Annotated in this window: 18 protein-coding genes; 8 read left to right on the top strand and 10 right to left on the bottom strand. The window is 71.6% G+C overall.

Features of this window, described 5'->3' with window-relative positions; genetic code table 11:
* Window positions 1-6: 6 nt before the first annotated feature.
* Entirely contained in the window at window positions 7-333 is a 327-nt protein-coding gene (locus tag ACFW3L_RS15495; RefSeq protein ID WP_378740757.1) for a hypothetical protein, read from the bottom strand.
* 453 nt (window positions 334-786) lie between these two features.
* Between ACFW3L_RS15495 and ACFW3L_RS15490 the strand changes: the two genes are divergently transcribed.
* Entirely contained in the window at window positions 787-1,011 is a 225-nt protein-coding gene (locus ACFW3L_RS15490) for a DUF397 domain-containing protein (protein WP_378740755.1), read from the top strand.
* Here the strand turns inward: ACFW3L_RS15490 and ACFW3L_RS15485 are convergent.
* Together ACFW3L_RS15485 and ACFW3L_RS15480 are read right to left on the bottom strand one after the other, a co-directional pair.
* Complete coding sequence (locus tag ACFW3L_RS15485) at window positions 974-1,708, bottom strand: class I SAM-dependent methyltransferase (protein ID WP_378740753.1); 735 nt, start codon at window positions 1,706-1,708, stop codon at window positions 974-976. The two genes, ACFW3L_RS15490 and ACFW3L_RS15485, sit on opposite strands and share 38 nt — an antisense overlap.
* Window positions 1,705-2,460, bottom strand: coding sequence for a class I SAM-dependent methyltransferase (locus tag ACFW3L_RS15480; protein WP_378740751.1), 756 nt, complete (start codon window positions 2,458-2,460; stop codon window positions 1,705-1,707). The genes ACFW3L_RS15485 and ACFW3L_RS15480 overlap by 4 nt, the downstream gene beginning before the upstream one ends.
* Window positions 2,461-2,597: 137 nt before the next feature.
* On the opposite strand from ACFW3L_RS15480, the gene ACFW3L_RS15475 reads away from it, so the two are divergent.
* Complete coding sequence (locus ACFW3L_RS15475; RefSeq protein ID WP_378740749.1) at window positions 2,598-4,604, top strand: hypothetical protein; 2,007 nt, start codon at window positions 2,598-2,600, stop codon at window positions 4,602-4,604.
* A gap of 6 nt (window positions 4,605-4,610) precedes the next feature.
* Here the strand turns inward: ACFW3L_RS15475 and ACFW3L_RS15470 are convergent, their stop codons facing one another.
* Complete coding sequence (locus tag ACFW3L_RS15470) at window positions 4,611-5,918, bottom strand: acyltransferase family protein (RefSeq protein WP_378740747.1); 1,308 nt, start codon at window positions 5,916-5,918, stop codon at window positions 4,611-4,613.
* 157 nt (window positions 5,919-6,075) lie between these two features.
* Between ACFW3L_RS15470 and ACFW3L_RS15465 the strand changes: the two genes are divergently transcribed.
* The 4 genes from ACFW3L_RS15465 (at window position 6,076) to ACFW3L_RS15450 (ending at window position 10,254) form a co-directional block, all read left to right on the top strand.
* Window positions 6,076-6,996: a DUF3068 domain-containing protein gene (locus ACFW3L_RS15465; protein ID WP_378740745.1), complete on the top strand. Its 921-nt coding sequence runs from the start codon at window positions 6,076-6,078 to the stop codon at window positions 6,994-6,996.
* Window positions 6,997-7,192: 196 nt separating this feature from the next.
* Window positions 7,193-8,101: a decaprenyl-phosphate phosphoribosyltransferase gene (locus ACFW3L_RS15460; RefSeq protein ID WP_378740742.1), complete on the top strand. Its 909-nt coding sequence runs from the start codon at window positions 7,193-7,195 to the stop codon at window positions 8,099-8,101.
* Entirely contained in the window at window positions 8,098-9,456 is a 1,359-nt protein-coding gene (locus tag ACFW3L_RS15455) for an FAD-binding protein (protein ID WP_378740740.1), read from the top strand. Before ACFW3L_RS15460 ends, ACFW3L_RS15455 begins: the two co-directional genes overlap by 4 nt.
* 45 nt (window positions 9,457-9,501) lie before the next feature.
* Complete coding sequence (locus ACFW3L_RS15450; protein WP_378740738.1) at window positions 9,502-10,254, top strand: SDR family NAD(P)-dependent oxidoreductase; 753 nt, start codon at window positions 9,502-9,504, stop codon at window positions 10,252-10,254.
* A 27-nt stretch (window positions 10,255-10,281) separates the two neighbouring features.
* Here ACFW3L_RS15450 and ACFW3L_RS15445 read toward each other — a convergent pair whose 3' ends face one another.
* Window positions 10,282-10,884: a TetR/AcrR family transcriptional regulator gene (locus ACFW3L_RS15445; protein WP_378740736.1), complete on the bottom strand. Its 603-nt coding sequence runs from the start codon at window positions 10,882-10,884 to the stop codon at window positions 10,282-10,284.
* A gap of 97 nt (window positions 10,885-10,981) precedes the next feature.
* Here ACFW3L_RS15445 and ACFW3L_RS15440 point away from each other — a divergent pair, with 97 nt between their 5' ends.
* Window positions 10,982-12,160, top strand: coding sequence for a DUF418 domain-containing protein (locus tag ACFW3L_RS15440; RefSeq protein ID WP_378740734.1), 1,179 nt, complete (start codon window positions 10,982-10,984; stop codon window positions 12,158-12,160).
* On the opposite strand, the gene ACFW3L_RS15435 is transcribed toward ACFW3L_RS15440, so the two are convergent.
* On the bottom strand, window positions 12,157-13,647 hold the full coding sequence (locus ACFW3L_RS15435; RefSeq protein ID WP_378740732.1) for a DHA2 family efflux MFS transporter permease subunit: 1,491 nt from the start codon (window positions 13,645-13,647) through the stop codon (window positions 12,157-12,159). The genes ACFW3L_RS15440 and ACFW3L_RS15435 overlap by 4 nt on opposite strands.
* Before the next feature lie 82 nt (window positions 13,648-13,729).
* Between ACFW3L_RS15435 and ACFW3L_RS15430 the strand changes: the two genes are divergently transcribed.
* Window positions 13,730-14,386: a TetR/AcrR family transcriptional regulator gene (locus tag ACFW3L_RS15430; protein ID WP_378740729.1), complete on the top strand. Its 657-nt coding sequence runs from the start codon at window positions 13,730-13,732 to the stop codon at window positions 14,384-14,386.
* Between the two features lie 42 nt (window positions 14,387-14,428).
* On the opposite strand, the gene ACFW3L_RS15425 is transcribed toward ACFW3L_RS15430, so the two are convergent.
* The 4 genes from ACFW3L_RS15425 to ACFW3L_RS15410 all read right to left on the bottom strand — a co-directional run bounded on the left by ACFW3L_RS15425 (window position 14,429) and on the right by ACFW3L_RS15410 (window position 17,199).
* Entirely contained in the window at window positions 14,429-15,490 is a 1,062-nt protein-coding gene (locus ACFW3L_RS15425; protein WP_378740727.1) for an oxygenase MpaB family protein, read from the bottom strand.
* A gap of 233 nt (window positions 15,491-15,723) precedes the next feature.
* Window positions 15,724-16,308, bottom strand: coding sequence for an ATP/GTP-binding protein (locus tag ACFW3L_RS15420; RefSeq protein WP_378740725.1), 585 nt, complete (start codon window positions 16,306-16,308; stop codon window positions 15,724-15,726).
* Window positions 16,289-16,729 carry a DUF742 domain-containing protein gene (locus ACFW3L_RS15415; RefSeq protein WP_378740722.1) on the bottom strand — a complete coding sequence of 147 codons (441 nt, stop codon included), beginning with the start codon at window positions 16,727-16,729 and terminating at the stop codon, window positions 16,289-16,291. Before ACFW3L_RS15415 ends, ACFW3L_RS15420 begins: the two co-directional genes overlap by 20 nt.
* 8 nt (window positions 16,730-16,737) lie before the next feature.
* Window positions 16,738-17,199, bottom strand: a complete 462-nt coding sequence (locus ACFW3L_RS15410) for a roadblock/LC7 domain-containing protein (protein ID WP_378740719.1) — start codon at window positions 17,197-17,199, stop codon at window positions 16,738-16,740.
* Window position 17,200: the final 1 nt, after the last annotated feature.

Here is a 17,200-nt window from a genome sequence, read left to right as displayed (position 1 = left end):
CGGAGATCAGAAATTGATGGGGATGTCGAGGAGTTCGGCGCCTTCGTGGAACTCCTCAGAGCTCTCATGGTCGGTCACTGCGATCCCCAGATCTGCTCCCTGGACGTCTTGGGCCAGGTTGACGGAATTCTGTGCGAGCTGACTCATGTTCTCGAACGTCTTCATTTCGAAACTGAACAAGCCGGAGACGACATATGAGGAGACCGCTGGCTTGAGTTCGTCAGTGATGGTCTCCAACTGTGGCGCCGCAGCAGTTGTTCTGATGGCCAGTTCCTCCGCCTGTTCTGCTTCGTTCATCGCCGTGACGGGGTTCACTCCGACTTCGCCGGGCATGCAGCACTCCGTTGGGTGAGTTGGGGATGCATGCAGACACTACAGAGGTTCTTGGAGTTCGACGAATGGTGGGCACAGCCTCGACGAAACCCCGTTCCCGCGCCTTCCAGGAAGGATGAGAAGGCGTGGTGGGTAAAGGCTCACTGGTGGCCGGGTGTGGCCACTATGGGTTGGAACCGTCACTGATTCTCAGTGAAGGCTCGTGTGGGGACGGCAGCCCTGCGAACGAAGCCTGTCTGATGCGCGAGTCGGGGCTTCATTGGGCGTAGTTGGTCACCCTGGGTGAGGGGTTTCGGGGTGGGGGTTCTGGGGCCTTTTTGGGGTCTGACCTGCTTTGGGGTGTGATGGCCTTGCCTGGTCGGGCACTCAGGACGTTCGCCTCTGATTTCGGAGGGTGATCACGGGCAGGATGCGCCTGAGTCCGCGTACCTTCCCCCAGCGAAAGGCCCGTTCATGCGCCTTGCCGTTGACGATCCCGTCTTCCGTAAGTCCTCGTACAGCACCACCGCGAAGGAGTGCGTCGAGGTCGCGGACCAGCGCACCCGTGCCCTGGTCCGCGACACCCAGAACCGCGGGCTCGGGTCGCTGGCCTTCCCGCACGCGGAGTGGGCGGCCCTGCTGGGCGCCGCGAGAAGACCGATCAGCGCCTGCGCAGGACGATCAGCAGGTTCCAGGTGACGATCTCCCGCAGCAACGGCACGTGGACGATCGGTTTCGTCCACGTGGGCAGGTAGCGCGGACGCAGGTCCACGACGTCCACGTCGGTGCGGCCCCGGACCCAGCGGATCATCTCCTTGGCGTGCGCCGCGTACATGGTGCGCCCGAAGTCGTTCTTGGGCCGTCGCCCGTTCCTGCGTGTGAACCGCTCGGCCGCGTAGGAACCGCCCAGGTAGTGCCAGGGCGAGGTCTCGTGGCCGCCCCAGGGCGACAGCCAGAGCGTGTACGACAGGTACACCAGCCCGCCCGGGCGGGTGACCCGCACCATCTCGTCCGCCATCCGCGTCCGGTCGGGCACGTGCTCCAGCACGTTGGAGGAGAAGCACACGTCCACGGTCCTCGTGCGCAGCGGCAGGTCGAGCGCGCTGCCCTGCACGGCGTTGGCGTCGGCCTCGCGCCCGTGCAGCGTCATCTCGTGCGCGTCCGAGTCCACGCACAGGCAGCGGGCGCCCTCGGCGCGCAGGGCGTCGGCGAAGTAGCCCGGCCCGCCGCCGACGTCGACGACCAGCCTGCCGTCGAGTGGCGTGTACGAGCGCAGCTGGTCGACGGTGTCGCGGGCGAGCATCCCGTAGAAGAACGCCGGATCGGTCTGTTCCCTGCGGAACGCGGAGAACAGCCGGACGGAGCGGGCCAGGGTGGCGCGGAACGGCGCGGTCATGCTCCGACCTCGACGTAGTGGCGCAGGTGGCGCCAGTGGTCCCCGCCCCAGTACTCGTCGGAGGCGGCGATCCGGTGGGGGAGGAGCTGGGAGATCCGCTCGGTGCTCAGGGTGTGCATCCTCATGGGCGCCGGGTAGCGCAGGATCACCCGTTGTGCCAGGGCCACCAGGGGCCAGGGCACGTACCGGAACACCAGGCCCTTGAAGGTGCGCCGCTCGGACTCGGGCACGCCGACCACCAGGGCCCCGCCCGGCCGCACCACGCGGGCGAACTCCCGGAGGTAGCCCTCGGCCAGGTCGGTGGGCAGGTGCTGGAGGACGAGGTCGGTGTAGACCAGGTCGAAGGAGTCGTCCTCGAACCGGGAGAGGTCGGGCCGCTCGTTGAGGACGAACTCGATCCGGCCTCCGGAGCGGTCCAGGCGACGGGCCTCGTCGAGCATGGGCGCCGAGATGTCCACGCCGACGACCTGACCGAAGTGGGCGGCCAGGGCGTTGGAGAGCCGCCCGGCGCCGCAGCCGAAGTCGAGGACCCGGCCGCGTTCGGGCGCCAGCCCGAGTTCGTCGAGGCGGCTGATGGCCGGGTCGATCTCCGCGCGGCCCGAGGCGAGGAACTCGTCGTCGTTCCACCCGCCGTCGCGCTTGTCCGGGTCGACGCAGACCGCCCACAGCGGCTCAGTGGAACCCAGCCGGGTCCAGTCACGGCGGACCTGTTCGAGCCCCACCGGCATCACCTCCACGGCACTGGTGACCACCCAGGAACTGGAGCTTGTTCCTGTTCTGGGCTCGCGGTCCATCAGGACCTGCGACAACGGTCAGGAAAGAAAGTGGAACGTGTTGTATTCTGGCACCCATTTTCCGGGATGGCCAACCTAGGGCGGGGAGAGTACCCATGGCGCCTGATTCCCCCACGGAGCGCGGCGGGGCGGCCACCAGCGTACGCAGGGCGGAGGTGGGGCCCGACGAGGACCCCACCTACGGCGACGTGCTGGGCGAGAGCCTGGCCGCGCTGCGGGGGCTGTGGCGCGACCGGATCCTCCAGGTCGGGCTGGTGGTGGTCCTGTTCTCCCTGGCCCTCAGGGTGTACGTCCTCGGCGAGTCGTACTTCGTGGAGGACGACTTCCTCTTCTTCGCCGCCGCGCACGCGCAGGACCTGTCGCCGGAGTACCTGCTGGAGCTGCACAAGGGCCACTTCATGCCGGGGGCCCTGTTCCTGGTGTACGTGCAGACCGCCTTCGGTCCCTTCCACTGGGCGTCGGCGGCGGGCACCATGCTCCTCCTCCAGGCGGTGGCGGTCCTGGCCTTCCTCCGCCTGTCCTGGGAGCTCTTCGGTCGCCGGTGGGCGCTGCTGGTCCCGCTGACGGTGTACGCGCTGGCCCCGTTGACCGTCCCCGTGCTGGGCTGGTGGTCGGCGGCGCTCAACGCGGTGCCCTTCCAGCTGGCGATCGTGCTGGCGCTGCTGTGGACCGTGCGCTACCTGCGCACCGGCAACCTCCTGTTCTCCTGGTGGGCCGTGGGCGCCGTGGTGTTCGGGATGCTGTTCTCGGTCAAGGCGCTCTTCCTGCCGTCGCTGGTGTTCGTGGTGGCGGTGGCCTTCCTGTACCCCGGCAACCTCGTGGAGGGCGTGCGCCAGGCCTTCCGGCGCCACCGCGGCCACTGGTGCGCGATGGCGGGGATCAGCGCGGCCTACCTCGTCCTGTACCTGGCACGGCAGCGGGCCTCCACGAGCGGCGAGGGCGCGTCGGTGCCCGAGTCCGAGGTGGTGGCGCAGCTGGTGCGGCGGATGCTGGGCGAGGTCTTCCCGACCGGCGCCCTGGGCGGGCCCTTCGAGTGGGGGCCGGTCACCCCGGCGGGCGGCCTGGTGGACCCGCTCGGTCCGGTGCTGGTCGGCGCGTGGGCGGTGTTCGCGGTGATCGTGCTCGTGAGCCTGTGGGTGCGGCGCACGTCCTGGCGGGCCTGGGCGATCCTGGCGGGGTACCTGGTGTTCGTGGACGCCGTCCCCACCGCCATCGCCCGGGGCGGCGTCTACGGGGAGGTGGGATCGGATCCGCGCTACGTGGCGGACGCGGCCCTGGTGTTCGCTCTCGTGCTGGCCCTGGCCTTCCTCGCGACGAAGGAGGAGCGCGCCCGCGAGTGGGTGGGCCGGAGACGGCGCCCGATCCAGCTGACCGGGCCCTCGCGAACCGTCTGGGTGGCGGCGGTCGTGGTCACGCTCGTCTACGCGGGTTCCGCCTCCTACTCCACGTACACCTACGCCGGGACGCTGAGCGGCGACCGCCAGCGCGAGTACCTGGCCAACGTCCGGGCCTCCCTGGAGGACGTGCCCCGGGACGCGGGCCTGTACAGCCGGGCGGTCCCCGACGACATCGTCCTGGAGTGGAACGGACCGCGCAGGCTCAGCTCCTACGTGCTCTCCCCGTTGGCCGACCGTGAGGTGGCCGCCCGGATGTACGCGCCCGAGGAGTCCGACAGCGCCCACGTCTTCGACGACGAGGGGAACCTGGTGGAGGCCGCGCCGACCGCGCGCGCCAACGCCTTCCGCCCTTCGGAGGACGAGGAGTGCATGGCGAGCTGGGACGGCCTCATGTCCTGGAGCGTCTGGGAGGTCGGCGGGATCGAGCAGGTGGCGACCATCGGCTACACCTCCCAGGAGGACGCCGACCTCGTGGTGGTCGTCGGTGAGGAGGAGGTGGAGACCGAGCTTCCCGCCGCCCCCGACGGCGGGTTCTGGTACGTGCCCGTGAGCGAGCGGGACACCACGTTCACGCTGTTCACCGACGCCGGGAGGACCTGCGTCACCTGGGCCTCACTGGGTCAGCTGTTCCCGGCGAGCCAGGTGGCGGAGGAGGACGCGGAGGCCGAGGAGGGCGCCGAGGACGCGGCCGAGGACGCGGGCTGAGCGCCCTCAGCGCCTCGTGGTGAAGAACCGCCGTGACCAGCGGCGACTGGGTTCCTCGACCAAGTGGTAGGTGAGCTTGCCCAACAGCACGCTGCCGATCAGTACCGGGACGATGTCCAGCCAGAACGACCCGGTGAAGATGTCCTGCCCGGTGAAGTCGCGCCACAGGTACAGCACGACGAACTGCCACAGGAACACCCCGTAGCTGATCGGCGCGAAGAACACCATGACGGGGTGACGCATCAACCCGTCGAGCCAGGCCCCGTCGGTCCACGTGGCGAGCGCGCGCAGCCGTCGGCGCGGGCCCTCGGGCGCGGGCGGGGCGAGAGCCACCGGCGCGATGACGAAGAACGCGAAACCGATGCTGGTGGTCGACTCGATGACCGACACCCACAGGTTGCCGGGCTCGAAGAACCGGCCCCCGGCGGCGGGCGTGGCCTCCAGGACGTAGAACGTGGCGGCGACCGCCCAGCACAGCCCGGGTGAGGTGCCGACGGTCCGGCAGAACCGGCGGACCGGGCCGTCCGGGCCGCTCTCCCGCCAGGCCCACTCGGAGAGGGTCGCCAGCGCCATCCCGACCGCGAACATGCCCATGCAGCGCGGCAGCCAGGCGTGCATGAGCTCGCGGGGCTCCGGGAAGTACTGCGGGACCAGCGCCAGGTACGACAGCACCGTGATCACGACCAGTCCGCCGATGATCCTGCGCCCGCGCGCGTCCACGGTCGCCCCGCCCCGGGCCCACAGGCCGAGGAAGACCGCGAAGAGCGGGAGGGTGAGGTAGAAGGCCACCTCGACCGACAGGCTCCACATCTGGCCGAGCCCCTCGGGGCCCGGACCGGCCCAGTGCGGGCTGGTGTTGAAGGGGAAGGTGAGGGTGAGCACCTCGGCCCAGTGCCGGACCGAGGTCAGGTGGTCGCCCGCGTACAGCACGAGGGCCACGGCCGCCACCACCCAGTAGGCGGGGAAGACGCGCATGACGCGTCGCCACAGGTAGGCGCGGGTGTTCGGCCCTCGTGTGCCGTCCAGCGCGGCCCGGGCCCAGGGGCGGTACAGCAGCACGCCGGACAGGGCGAAGAACAGCGGCACCGCCATGGCCGAGGCGCTGAGGAGTGCTCCGACGGGCCCGGGGGCCAGGGCGTCACCGGTCTCCGTCGACACGTGGACCACCAGCACCATGAGGCAGGCCAGCCCGCGGACCCCGTCGAGGGCGTGGTGCCGGCCGCTCACCTGCGGCAGCAGGAGCGCGGGGTCGGCGGTGGTGGTTCGGGCGCTGCCGGAGGTGGGGTCCTCGGGCGCGGAGGAGATGGGCGCCATGGGGCCTTCCAGAACGGGAGGGAGCCGAAACGCGTTCTACTAGAACGTGTTATAAAAATTCAGACACGCCCAGGTGACGTCGTTCACTACTGGGCAGTACTCTACCCGGAACTGAACCTAGTTCCAGCTCTTGACTCTCATCCGCCCAGGAGGGCACATGCGCCGTACCGTTGCGGTTGTTCTCATCGCGCTGGGGGTCTTCTGTCTCGCCTTGGCACCCATGATGCGCACGTGGATGTCCAGTTCCCTGATGAAGACTCCACTGGACTACTACAACCCCACCGTCAACGTCGGAGAGATCACCTACTTCAACATCGAGGACGTCGAGCTCGTCGAGGACGCCGACGTGGAGGCGCACTCGACCATCCGGGCCGACGTGGCCTCCAGCACCGACGACGTGGTGGTGTGGGACCAGTTCACGTGGATCAAGGACGCCGAGACCGACTTCGGCATCAGCTCCACGAACCGCCGCGCCGGGCACGACCGCGTCACCGGTGAGCTTGTCGACTGCTGCGACGCCATGATCAACGACGAGGCCGTCCAGCAGTCCGGGCAGGGGTGGAAGTTCCCCTTCTTCACCGAGCAGCGTGACCACGACTTCTTCGAGACCACCGTCCAGGAAGTCGTTCCCATGGAGTTCGAGGGCGTCGAGGAGGTCGACGGCGTCGAGGCCTACAAGTTCGTCCAGACCGTCGAGCCGACCGTCATCGACGAGCGCGAGCTCCCGCGTTCGGTCGCCGGGCTGGAGGGCGACGGCGACGTGGTCGGCGACGAGACCTTCTCCATCGTCCGGACCTACTGGATCGAGCCGGTCAGCGGTTCCCCCATCGACATGAGCGAGGAGCACCACCGCACCGTCGTCGTCGACGGCGAGGAGGTCCTCACCCTGCTCAGCGGTGAGCTCCGGTTCGACGACGCCACCCGCGCCGCCGCGATCGAGAACTCCGAGCAGGCCCGCACCGTCCTGCCGCTGCTGCACACCACGCTGCCCCTCGGCGCGCTGGTGCTCGGCGCCGGGTTCGTCGGCATCGCGGTCGTCCTGCTGGTCACCGGCCGCCGCACCGAGAACCACGGCTGACACCCCCCACGGGAACGCTCACCCCCGACACCCCCCGGCAAGCCGACCCCGCGCCGCCTGACCCCGGCGCCCACGGTCCCGCACCGTGACGGCCGCGCTCGTGGCCGCACCGCAGGCACCACCGGCCGGACCGCCCCTCCCCCCCCGCGGGCGGTCCGGCCGCCACACTCTTCGCGATCACCAGGAGGGGGCGCGCATGCACCGCACCGCCGCCCTCGTCCGGGCCTGCCGCCCCCGCCAGTGGCTGAAGAACCTGCTGGTGTTCGCCGCGCCGGCCGCCGCCGGAGCGCTCGGTGACCCGCGTACCCTGCTGCTCTGCGGGGTCGCCTTCGCCCTCTTCTGCCTGGCCGCCAGCGGCACCTACCTGCTCAACGACGTCCGGGACGCGGCGCGCGACCGCGAGCACCCCCGCAAGCGGTACCGGCCGGTCGCCTCCGGAGACCTCCCGGCCCCGCTCGCGTTGACCGTCGGCGCGCTGTTCGTGACCGTGGCGCCGCTGGCCTCACTGGCCCTGGGGAACGCGCACCTCACCCTGGTACTCGTCGGATACGTCCTGCTCACCCTGGCCTACACCCTCTGGCTCAAGGACGTCGTCGTCTGCGACCTGGTCGCGGTCGCCTCCTGCCACATGCTGCGCGCCATGGCGGGCGGGATCGTGGTCGGAGTGCCGTTGACCTCGTGGTTCGTCATCGTGGTGGCGCTCGCCGCGCTGCTGGTGGTGGTCGGCAAGCGCGAGGCGGAACTGCGCGTCACGGCCCGCGAGGGGGACACGCCGATCCCCGGTACCGAGGAGGGGAGCACCGCGCACCCCACGCGCACGGCGCTGCTCGGCTACACGCCCGCCTACCTGTCCCACATGCGCGTCATGGCCTCCGGTGCCATGATCGTCACCTACTGCCTCTGGGCCCTGGAACAGGGCGGCGGACCACAGTCCGTGTTCCACGCGGTCAGTATCGTTCCGTTCATCATGTTCGTGCTGCGCTACAACCTTCTCGTGGACCGGGGGGCGGGCGAGGAACCCGAGGAGATCGCGCTGCGGGACCGTCCGCTCCAGCTCGCCCTCGTCACCCTCGCCCTCCTGGTCGGACTGGGGATCTACCTGTGAGCCGCCCGACCCTCCTCACCGGCTGGGGCCGCACCGCCCCCACCGCCGCGCACGTGGTGCGCCCCCGCACCGCCGCACAGGCCGCCCGGATGCTCGCCGGGGCCGGGCCGCGCGGCGCCCTCGCCCGGGGGCTGGGCCGGTCCTACGGGGACGCCGCACAGGCCGCGGGCGGGACCGTGCTGGACTGCTCCGAACTCACCGGACCGCCGCACCTGGACACGGAGCGGCGGGAGCTCACCGCGCCCGCCGGGACCAGCATGGGGCGGATCATCGCGCACCTGCTGGGCCGCGGGTACTTCGTCCCCGTCACACCCGGGACCCGGCACGTCACCCTCGGCGGGGCGATCGCGGCCGACGTGCACGGCAAGAACCACCACGCGGACTCCTCCCTGGGTGCGCACGTGCGCTCCCTGACCCTTCTCACCCCCACGGGGGAGGCGCACCGCCTCGGTCCCGACGGCCCGGACCCGGACCTGTTCTGGGCCACCGTCGGGGGGATGGGCCTGACCGGGGTGATCACCGAGGCGACCCTCGTCGTGCACCGGGTGGAGACCGCCTACGCCCGGGTGGACACCGACCGCACCCCGGACCTCGACTCCACCCTGGACCTCATGGCGCGCTCCGACCACGCCTACCGGTACACGGTGTGCTGGGTGGACCTCCTGGCCCGGGGCGGTTCCCTCGGGCGCGGCGTGCTGACCCGCGCCCACCACGCCCTCCGCGCCGACCTGCCCGCGCCGCAGCGCCGCGACCCCCTCCGGCACCGGACCGGGACCCCGCTGGCGGCACCGCCCTGGGCGCCGCCGAGGCTCCTCAACCGGTGGACGGTGGGCGCCTTCAACGCCGCCTACCACCGCGCCGCGCCCCTGCGGGAGCGGGGCCGGGCCCAACCGCTCGGCGGGTTCTTCCACCCCCTGGACGCGGTGGAGGGCTGGAACCGGATGTACGGGCCGCGCGGGTTCGTGCAGTACCAGTTCGTCGTGCCCTTCGGGGAGGAGGACACCCTGCGCGCCGTGGCGGAGGGCCTGTCCCGTGCGGGCGCGCCGTCGTTCCTGGCCGTCCTCAAACGGATGGGCGCACCCACCCCCGGGCCGCTCTCGTTCCCCCGTCCCGGCTGGACCCTGGCCCTGGACCTGCCCGCCGAACTCCCCGGACTCGCGCGCCTGCTGGACGGGTTCGACGAGCGCGTCCTCGCGGCGGGCGGGCGCGTGTACCTGGCCAAGGACAGCCGGGCCCGGCCGGACACCGTGCACGCCATGTACCCCGACCTCCCCGCGTGGCGGGCCACCCGCGCCCGCGTGGATCCGGACGGCGTGCTCGTCTCGGACCTGGCCCGCCGCCTGCGACTCGTCTGACCACTCAGCGCCCGAAGCGCCAACCGTCCCCGGAAGGACCCGCCCATGCGTGACTCGCTGGGAAGCGTACGTACCGTCCTGCTGCTCGGCGGCCGCAGCGAGATCGGCCTCGCCGTCGTGGAACGGCTGGTCCGCGAAGGGGCCAGCGAGGTGGTGCTGGCCGCCCGTGGCGGGGTGGCCGAGCCACCGGAGGTGTTCGGTTCGCTGGGCGCCACCGCGCACTCCCTGGAGTTCGACGCCGAGGCCCCCGACACCCACGTCGGCACGGTGGCCGCCGCCGTGGAGCTGGTGGGGGACCTGGACGTGGTGGTGGACGCCTTCGGGGTGCTGGGCGACCAGTCGGCGTACGAGGCGGACCCGCTCTCCGCCGCCCGTGCGGGCGCGGTGAACTACACCGGGCACGTCAGCGTGGGCCTGGCCGTCGCCGCCCGGCTGCGCGAGCAGGGCCACGGGACCCTCGTGGTGCTCTCGTCGGTGGCCGGGGTCCGGGTGCGTCGGGCCAACTTCGTGTACGGCTCCGCCAAGGCGGGGCTCGACGGTTTCGCCCAGGGGCTGGCCGACGCCCTGCACGGTTCCGGTGCCCGGGTCCTGGTGGTGCGGCCGGGCTACGTGGCCACCCGGATGTCGCGGCACGTGGACCCGGCGCCCTTCCCTGCCACACCGGCCCAGGTGGCGGAGTCGGTGTCGCGGGGCCTGCGCGGAAGCGCCGCCACGGTGTGGGCTCCGCGCGTGCTCCGGCCGCTGTTCACCGGCCTGCGGCTGGTGCCCCGCCCCCTCTGGCGCCGCCTCAGCCGTTAGCGGGCGGCGGAGCGCGGACCGGGGCGGTCAGTCGGTTCCGGCCCGGCGTCCCAGGTAGGCCGCGACGATCCGGCGCAGCTCCGCGCCGTCCTCGGCCGGGTCGAACTCCTCGTCGTCACTGATCATGTACCCGGCGTCGGTCAGCGCGACGATCCAGCGCGCCGCGCGTCGGGGGTCGACGGCGGACTCGAAGACACCCGACTCCCGTCCCGCCGCGAGGATCTCCGCGAGGGTGGCCCGGGTGCTCTCGTCCTTGGCCACGACCGTGGCGCCGAACTCCGCGTCGCGCTGGGCCAGCTGGATCATGGCCGCGGCCAGGCCGGGGGCGATCGGGTCGCCCAGGTCCGCCGTGAGGAGGTCGAGGACCCCGTCCAGCGCCCGCGCGGGGTCGGTGCGGTCGATCCGTTCCAGACCCGTCGTGACCGTGTCGAGGTCGTCCGTGACGATCGCCAGGAACATGGTGCGCTTGTCCGGGAAGTAGTGGAACAGGGTGCCCGAACCCACGCCGGCCCGTGTGCAGACCGCCGCCGTGGTGGCGCCGTCGTACCCCCGTTCGGCGAACACCTCGGCCGCCGCACCGAGGATCGCGGCCCGGCGCGCCGCGTGCTTCTCGGGATTGACCGTCCGCATGAGCGACTTCTCCGTTCGTCGGGGGCGTCTGGTCCCTGGCACAGTTAAGCGCCTTATTGTTGTAGTGCCTACTCTATTAATGCCGTACGCTGACCGCATGGACAGTTCACGAGGGCCGGTGGCGGCCCGGGGGCGGGCGCTCGGACCGGACCTGGCCCGGGGCGTGATGCTGCTGTGCATCGCGCTGGCCAACTCCCACTACTTCCTGCGCGGGGACGCCCACCTCGGCGGGTTCCCGCTCGACGGCGACTCCGTGGACCGCGCGGTCTCCTGGGCGATCGCGACCTTCGTGGACGGGCGCGCCTTCCCGATGTTCGGCCTGCTCTTCGGGTACGGCGTCGCCCTCCTGGTCGGCCGCGCCACGACCGGCGACCGGCCCGCCGCCCGCAGGCTGCTGTGGCGGCGGGCGGCCGTCCTGGTCGTCGTCGGTGTGGTGGACGGTTTCCTGTTCTACGCGGGGGACATCCTCGCGATGTACGGCGTCCTGCTGCTGGTCGGCTCCTTCGCAGTGTTCTGGCGCGACCGCTGGCTCCTGGCCGTGGCCGCCCTGTTCCTGCTGCTCACGTCACTGCCGGACGCCGGTGTGTTCGGCACCGAAGGGCCGGACCCGGTGCTCCTGCCGCCCGACCCGGTCGTCATGCTCACCGATCGCGCGGCGGCGGTGGCACTGGTGTCGCTGCTCGGGCCGATCGGCTTCGCGGCACCCTTCCTGGTCGGCCTGTGGGCCGGGCGGCGCCGGATGCTGGAGCGGGAGGGGCGGCACCGGTGGCTCCTCGTCGCCACGGCCGTGGTGGGCCCGGTGGTCGCCGTCCTGGGCGCGCAGCCGCTGGCGCTGGCCGTCGCGGGCGTGGTCCCGGTGCCCCCGGAGTCGGACCAGGCGGTTCTGGGAGCCCTCCACGGGGCGAGCGGGATCGCGGGCGGGTTCGGCTACGCGGCGCTCATCGCGCTGGTGGCGCTGCGGATCGAGCGCCGACCGGACCCGGGCCCGGTGGTGACCGCCCTGGCCTCGGCGGGCCAGCGCTCCATGACCTGCTACCTCGCACAGTCACCGGTGTGGGCCGTGGTGTTCACCCCGTTCCTCCTCGACCTGTCCGGCACCCTCACCGTGACGTCGACCGCCCTGCTGGCCACCGGGGTCTGGCTGGCCACCGTCGTCCTGTCCGACCGGATGCGCCGAGCCGGACGACGGGGGCCGTTCGAGACCCTGGTGCGACGGGTGACCTACGGTCCCGCTCCGGGGGCTGCACCGAAGGTCGGCCAGGAACACGGCTCCTAGGCGCCGGAGCGGGGTCCGCCGCTGAGGTCGGGGCGGGTGCTGGGAAGGAACATCGCGGGCACCATCGCGGCGGCGGTCAGGCCGGTCATCCACCCGAAGGTGGCCTGGAAGGCGGTCTCGGGCCGCACGGTGTCGGCGAGCAGGGACGCCAGCAACAGCGCCAGGGCGGCGGTGCCGACGGCGGCGCCCAGCCGCTGGGTGACGTTCAGGGCGCTGCTCGCCCGGGGCACCCGGTCCGAGGGCAGGCCCCGGTACGCGGTGGCCAGCATCGGCACCATCGCCGCCCCCAGACCCAGCCCCCGGACGAACATCGCGGCGGCCAACAGGGCGGGGGAGGTGTCCGGCCCGGCGAGGACGAACGGCGCGGTGGCGGCCGCACCCACGAACAGCCCGCCCACCACCAGGTAGCGCGGCCCGACGCTGTCCGTGACCGGTCCCATGAACAGGTTCACCAGGGCCACCCCGGCGGCCATCGGCGCCATGAGCAGACCGGCGGTCATCGCGGAGGTGCCCTGCACCTGCTGGAAGAAGAGCGGCAGCAGGAACATGCCCGCCCACACGCAGATCCCGAACACGAACATGAGCAGCGCGCCCAGCCGGAACAGCAGGTTCCGGAACAGGCGGAGGTCGATCACGGGCGGCGGGCCGCCCGGACGCTCACGCAGGGCGTGCACCACGAAGCCGACGATGAGCACCAGCCCCGCGCCGACGAACAACGGGGCCAGCGCCGAGCTCCCCAGCACGGACAGCCCGTACAGCAGGGTCGCGATGCCGGGGGAGAGCAGGAGCAGCCCCACCACGTCCAGCCGTTCGGTGGCGCGGGGGTTCCCCCTGGGCACCCCGCGCACGGCGAGGGCGATCGCGAGCAGGATGAACGGAACGGAGATCACGAAGATCCACCGCCACCCCAGCGTGTCCAGCACGATCCCGCCCAGCACCGGGCCGAGCGCGGGCGCCAGCTGGATGGGCACGCTGATCAGCCCGATCGCGCGGCCGAGGCGCTGGGGCCCGGCGGCCTGCACGAGGATCGTCATGACGAGCGGCAGGACCATGCCGCTGCCCAGACCGGTGAACACCCGGAAGACGATCAGACTCTCGATGGACCAGGCGACGGAGCACAGCAGCGACCCGACCCCGAAGAGCACGAGAGCGGTGATCCACGTGGCCCGTTGGCCGTAGCGGTCGATCGCCCAGCCGGTCACCGGGATCACGGCGGCGGTGGAGAACAGGTAGGCGCTGGCCACCCACTGCGCGGTGGAGACCGGGGCGTCCAGCGCGCGGGAGAGGTGGTCCACCGCCACGTTGACGATCGTCGTGTCCAACAGGGCGGCCATCGAACCGACCAACAGGACGGCGGCCAGCTTCACCAGTGGCCGGTCGAGCCGATGCGACACCGGGGCGCCGTCGGAGGGGAGCTCGGGGTGCGAGGGGGACCGTGCGGGGCCGGCGGACACAGCAGAGGAGGAACGGGGGTCGTGCTTCGCCATGGTAGGTAAACTACACGGTGCAGTTTCGCGGGGAAACAGGGTTCTCCCCGGCAGGCGCGGACACGAGGACAGAGGGCGAGAGATGACCGACACGTGCGGGGACGGGCGGGAGCGCCGGTCGGCGGTCAAACGCGAGGCCATCACGGAGGCCGCGCTGCGCGTCTTCCTCAGGGAGGGCTACGCGCGGGCCAGCGTCGACGCCATCGCCGCCGACGCGGGCGTGTCCAAGCGCACCATCTACAACCACTTCGAGGACAAGCAGCGGCTGTTCCTCACGATCGTCACCCAGAGCAGCGCCACCCTGGCCGCCGACCACGCCGAGGCCACCGCACGCCACCTGGCGTCGGCCACCGACGCACGGACGGCGCTGGTGGGGTTCGAGGACGAGTGGCTGTCACCGCTGGGGCGCAGGGCCGACCACACGGCGCTGGTGCGACTGCTGATCGGGGAGGCCACCCACTTTCCCGAGGCGGCGCGCGCCTGGTCCGACAGCGGCTCGGAGCGGGTGGTGGGGGCCCTGGCCGCGCACCTGCGCGGCCTGGCCGACCGGGGTCTGCTGGAGATCACCGAGGGAGGAGAGGAGGCCGCCGCCGGGCACTACCTGGCCCTGGTGCGCGGCCCCGCCAACAGCCGGTCGTTCTTCGGCGCGTTGCCGCTGACGGACGGGGAACGGATCGCGACGGTCCGCTCCGGGGTGGACGCCTTCCTGCGCATCCACGGTCCCGGCCGGGGCCGGTAGGGACGGGAGCCGAGACCCCGCACCCCACCGGCCCGGCGGGGATCAGCGCTCGGAGGCCTCGGACACCGCGCTCGTGGGCTCGGGTGTCGCGGAGGACGTGGCCTCGGCCGTGACGGAAGCGGAGTCCTCGGGCGTGACGGAACCGGAGTCCTCGGCCGTGCGCGGAGCCGGCGCGACGGACTGGCCTGGGGCGGGGACCTTCGCGCCGGTCGCGGCCACGTCCCGGGTCAGCATGTCGTGGGGGACCGGGCAGCCCTTCGGGAAGGTACCGATGCGGTCCGGCTCGTAGCCGTCGGGGTAGCTGCGGATGTTGGGGCTCATCCGGGCCCAGCGGGGCTCCTGGCGCGGCTTCATCCGCCGCACGACCCTCGCGCGCAGCCGCAGGGCGAGGTCGCCGCCCCTGCGCCAGAACGCCGAGGGCTCCGGGTAGTCGAAGGCCTTGATCAGCGGCGGGTCCAGCAGGGCCTTGGTGAAGGGGCGCACCAGCGGACGCTGCCAGGCCGGGTAGAAGTCCACCATCAGACCGAGCGTGGCGTCCGAGACCGCGCGGCCGCCCTCGGTGAAGGCGAAGTGCTCCTCCTCGTAGGAGTCCATCAGCTCGCGGAACTCGGCGTAGGTCTCGGGGATGTCCTTGATTCCCATGTGCTTGCCGAGCTTGCGGTAGTAGTTCGTGCTCGCCGCGATCTCGTGGTCGCTCAGGCGGCGCCAGCCGTACCCGTAGTCGTTCAGCCAGCGCACAGGCATGACCACGAAGGTGCTCAGCACGTACCGGTAGTCGTCGTTGGTGATGTCGTACGACCGGTGCATCTGGTTCATCCGGCGCAGCGCGTCCCGCCCGCGACCGGGGCCGAAGCCGTGCTCCATGATGTCGTTGAGGATGAGCGCCGTGTCGTCGTAGCGGTGCTGGGTGCGCTCGGTGAACTCGCGGGTGCCTCCGAGCAGCTCACCGATGGACGGGACCGCGTAGGTCCGGTACAGGGCCAGCCCCAGGGCCTGTTCCAGGTCCCAGGGGAACTCCAGGGTCCCCAGGATCCGGACGATCCGCTCGCAGTCGGCCTCCGCGTCCAGGCCGCGGATCTCGTCTCGCCAATGGAAACGCTGCATGGAACTCCACCTTCGTCCTGGACCGCCCGGGACGTGTGTCCCGGTCTCCTCCGAACGCCCGCCGTCGAGGGCGCCGCGCCGCCCCGCACTTTACCTGGAACCTACACGTGTACAAGGGAAGGGGGATTCACCGCGCCGCGCGACACGCGGAGAGGGGCGGGTGGAGGGGGTGTGTCGCACCCCCTCCACCCGCCCCTCGTCGGACCGGCCGTGGCGGCCGTGACCGGGACCGATCAGGCCGCGACCTGCTCCGACACCCGGTTCATGAGTGTCAGCAGCACCTGCTTCGCGGACTCGCGCTCACGCGCGTCGCAGAGCGTCACCGGGATGTCCGGGTTCAGGCTCAGTGCCTCACGCACCTCGTCCGCCTCGTACTGGTGCGCCCCGTCGAAGCAGTTCACGGCGACCACGAACGGGACTCCGCGCTGCTCGAAGAAGTCCACCGCGGCGAAACAGGTCTCCAGACGGCGGGTGTCCGCGATCACGACCGCGCCCAGGGCGCCCTCGGACAGCTCCACCCACATGAACCAGAAGCGTTCCTGGCCCGGTGTGCCGAACAGGTACAGCACCAGAGAGGGGCTGATGGTGATGCGGCCGAAGTCCAGCGCCACCGTGGTGGTGGTCTTGGACTCCACACCGGAGAGGTCGTCGATGCCGTAACTGGCCTCGGTCATCACCTCCTCGGTGCTCAGGGGAGCGATCTCACTGACCGCGCCGACCAGGGTGGTCTTCCCGGCGCCGAAGCCCCCGGCGACCAGGATCTTGAGTGCCGAGGGGACGGGGGCCTCGGGGCCCGGGTCAGAGTCTCTGGATGCCATCGAGAACCGCCTGGAGTACGTCCCGGCTCACCGGGCTCTTAGCTGTGTAGGGGGCGCGGGCCAGGGCAAGCCCGCGGTTGAGCAGGTCACTGAGCAGGACCTTGACGACGGCCACGGGGATGTCCAGGTGCGCCGACACCTCGGCCACCGACAGGGGACGGCGGCACAGCTCCAGGATGCGGAGCTGCTCCGGTTCGAGGGCCATCTCGTCGACCTCGGCCCTCTTGGCCGCGATCACCACACTGATCATGTCCAGCTGGACGGCGTCGGCGTGGTCGCGTCCCTGCGCGATCACGTACGGCCGGACCAGCGGCCCCGCCTCCTCGCCCTCGGGAGTGTCCGCGTCGAACCCTCCGACGGCGTCGCGTTGCGGCAGACCGTGCGGGGACTCACCAGGATCGAACTCGTCGTGTGCTTGCATACGAACCCCTATCGCGTGGCTTCCCCGGACGCCTCGGCCGCGCCCTCGTGACGGGGAGCGGAGTCGAGGTAGCGGCCCACCTGCTCGACCAGGACGTTCATCTCGTAGGCGATGAGACCGACGTCCGCGCTCTCCTCGGCCAGGACGGCCAGGCAGGCGCCGCGACCCGCGCCGGTGACGAAGAGGTAGGCGCTCTCCATCTCCACGACGGTCTGGAGGACCTCGCCGCCGCCGAAGTGGCGTCCGGTTCCGCGAGCCAGGCTCTGGAACGCGGAGGCGACCGCGGACAGGTGCTCGGCGTCCTCCTTGACCAGTTCCTGCGAGCGGCCGATCAGCAGGCCGTCAGCGGAGAGGACGATCGCGTGGCGCGAACCCACGGCGCGGTCGAGCAACTCGTCCAGGAGCCAGTCGATGTCCTTCTTGCCCGCGGCGCTTCCGCTGCCGCGCTCAGCGCTTTCGGTACTCGTCACG

Origin of the sequence: Nocardiopsis sp. NPDC058789, assembly GCF_042745575.1 — a bacterium.
In the GTDB taxonomy this organism is placed as follows: domain Bacteria; phylum Actinomycetota; class Actinomycetes; order Streptosporangiales; family Streptosporangiaceae; genus Nocardiopsis; species Nocardiopsis eucommiae.
Note: the sequence above shows the minus strand (reverse complement) of the source record. Positions and strands in the feature narration are given on the sequence as shown.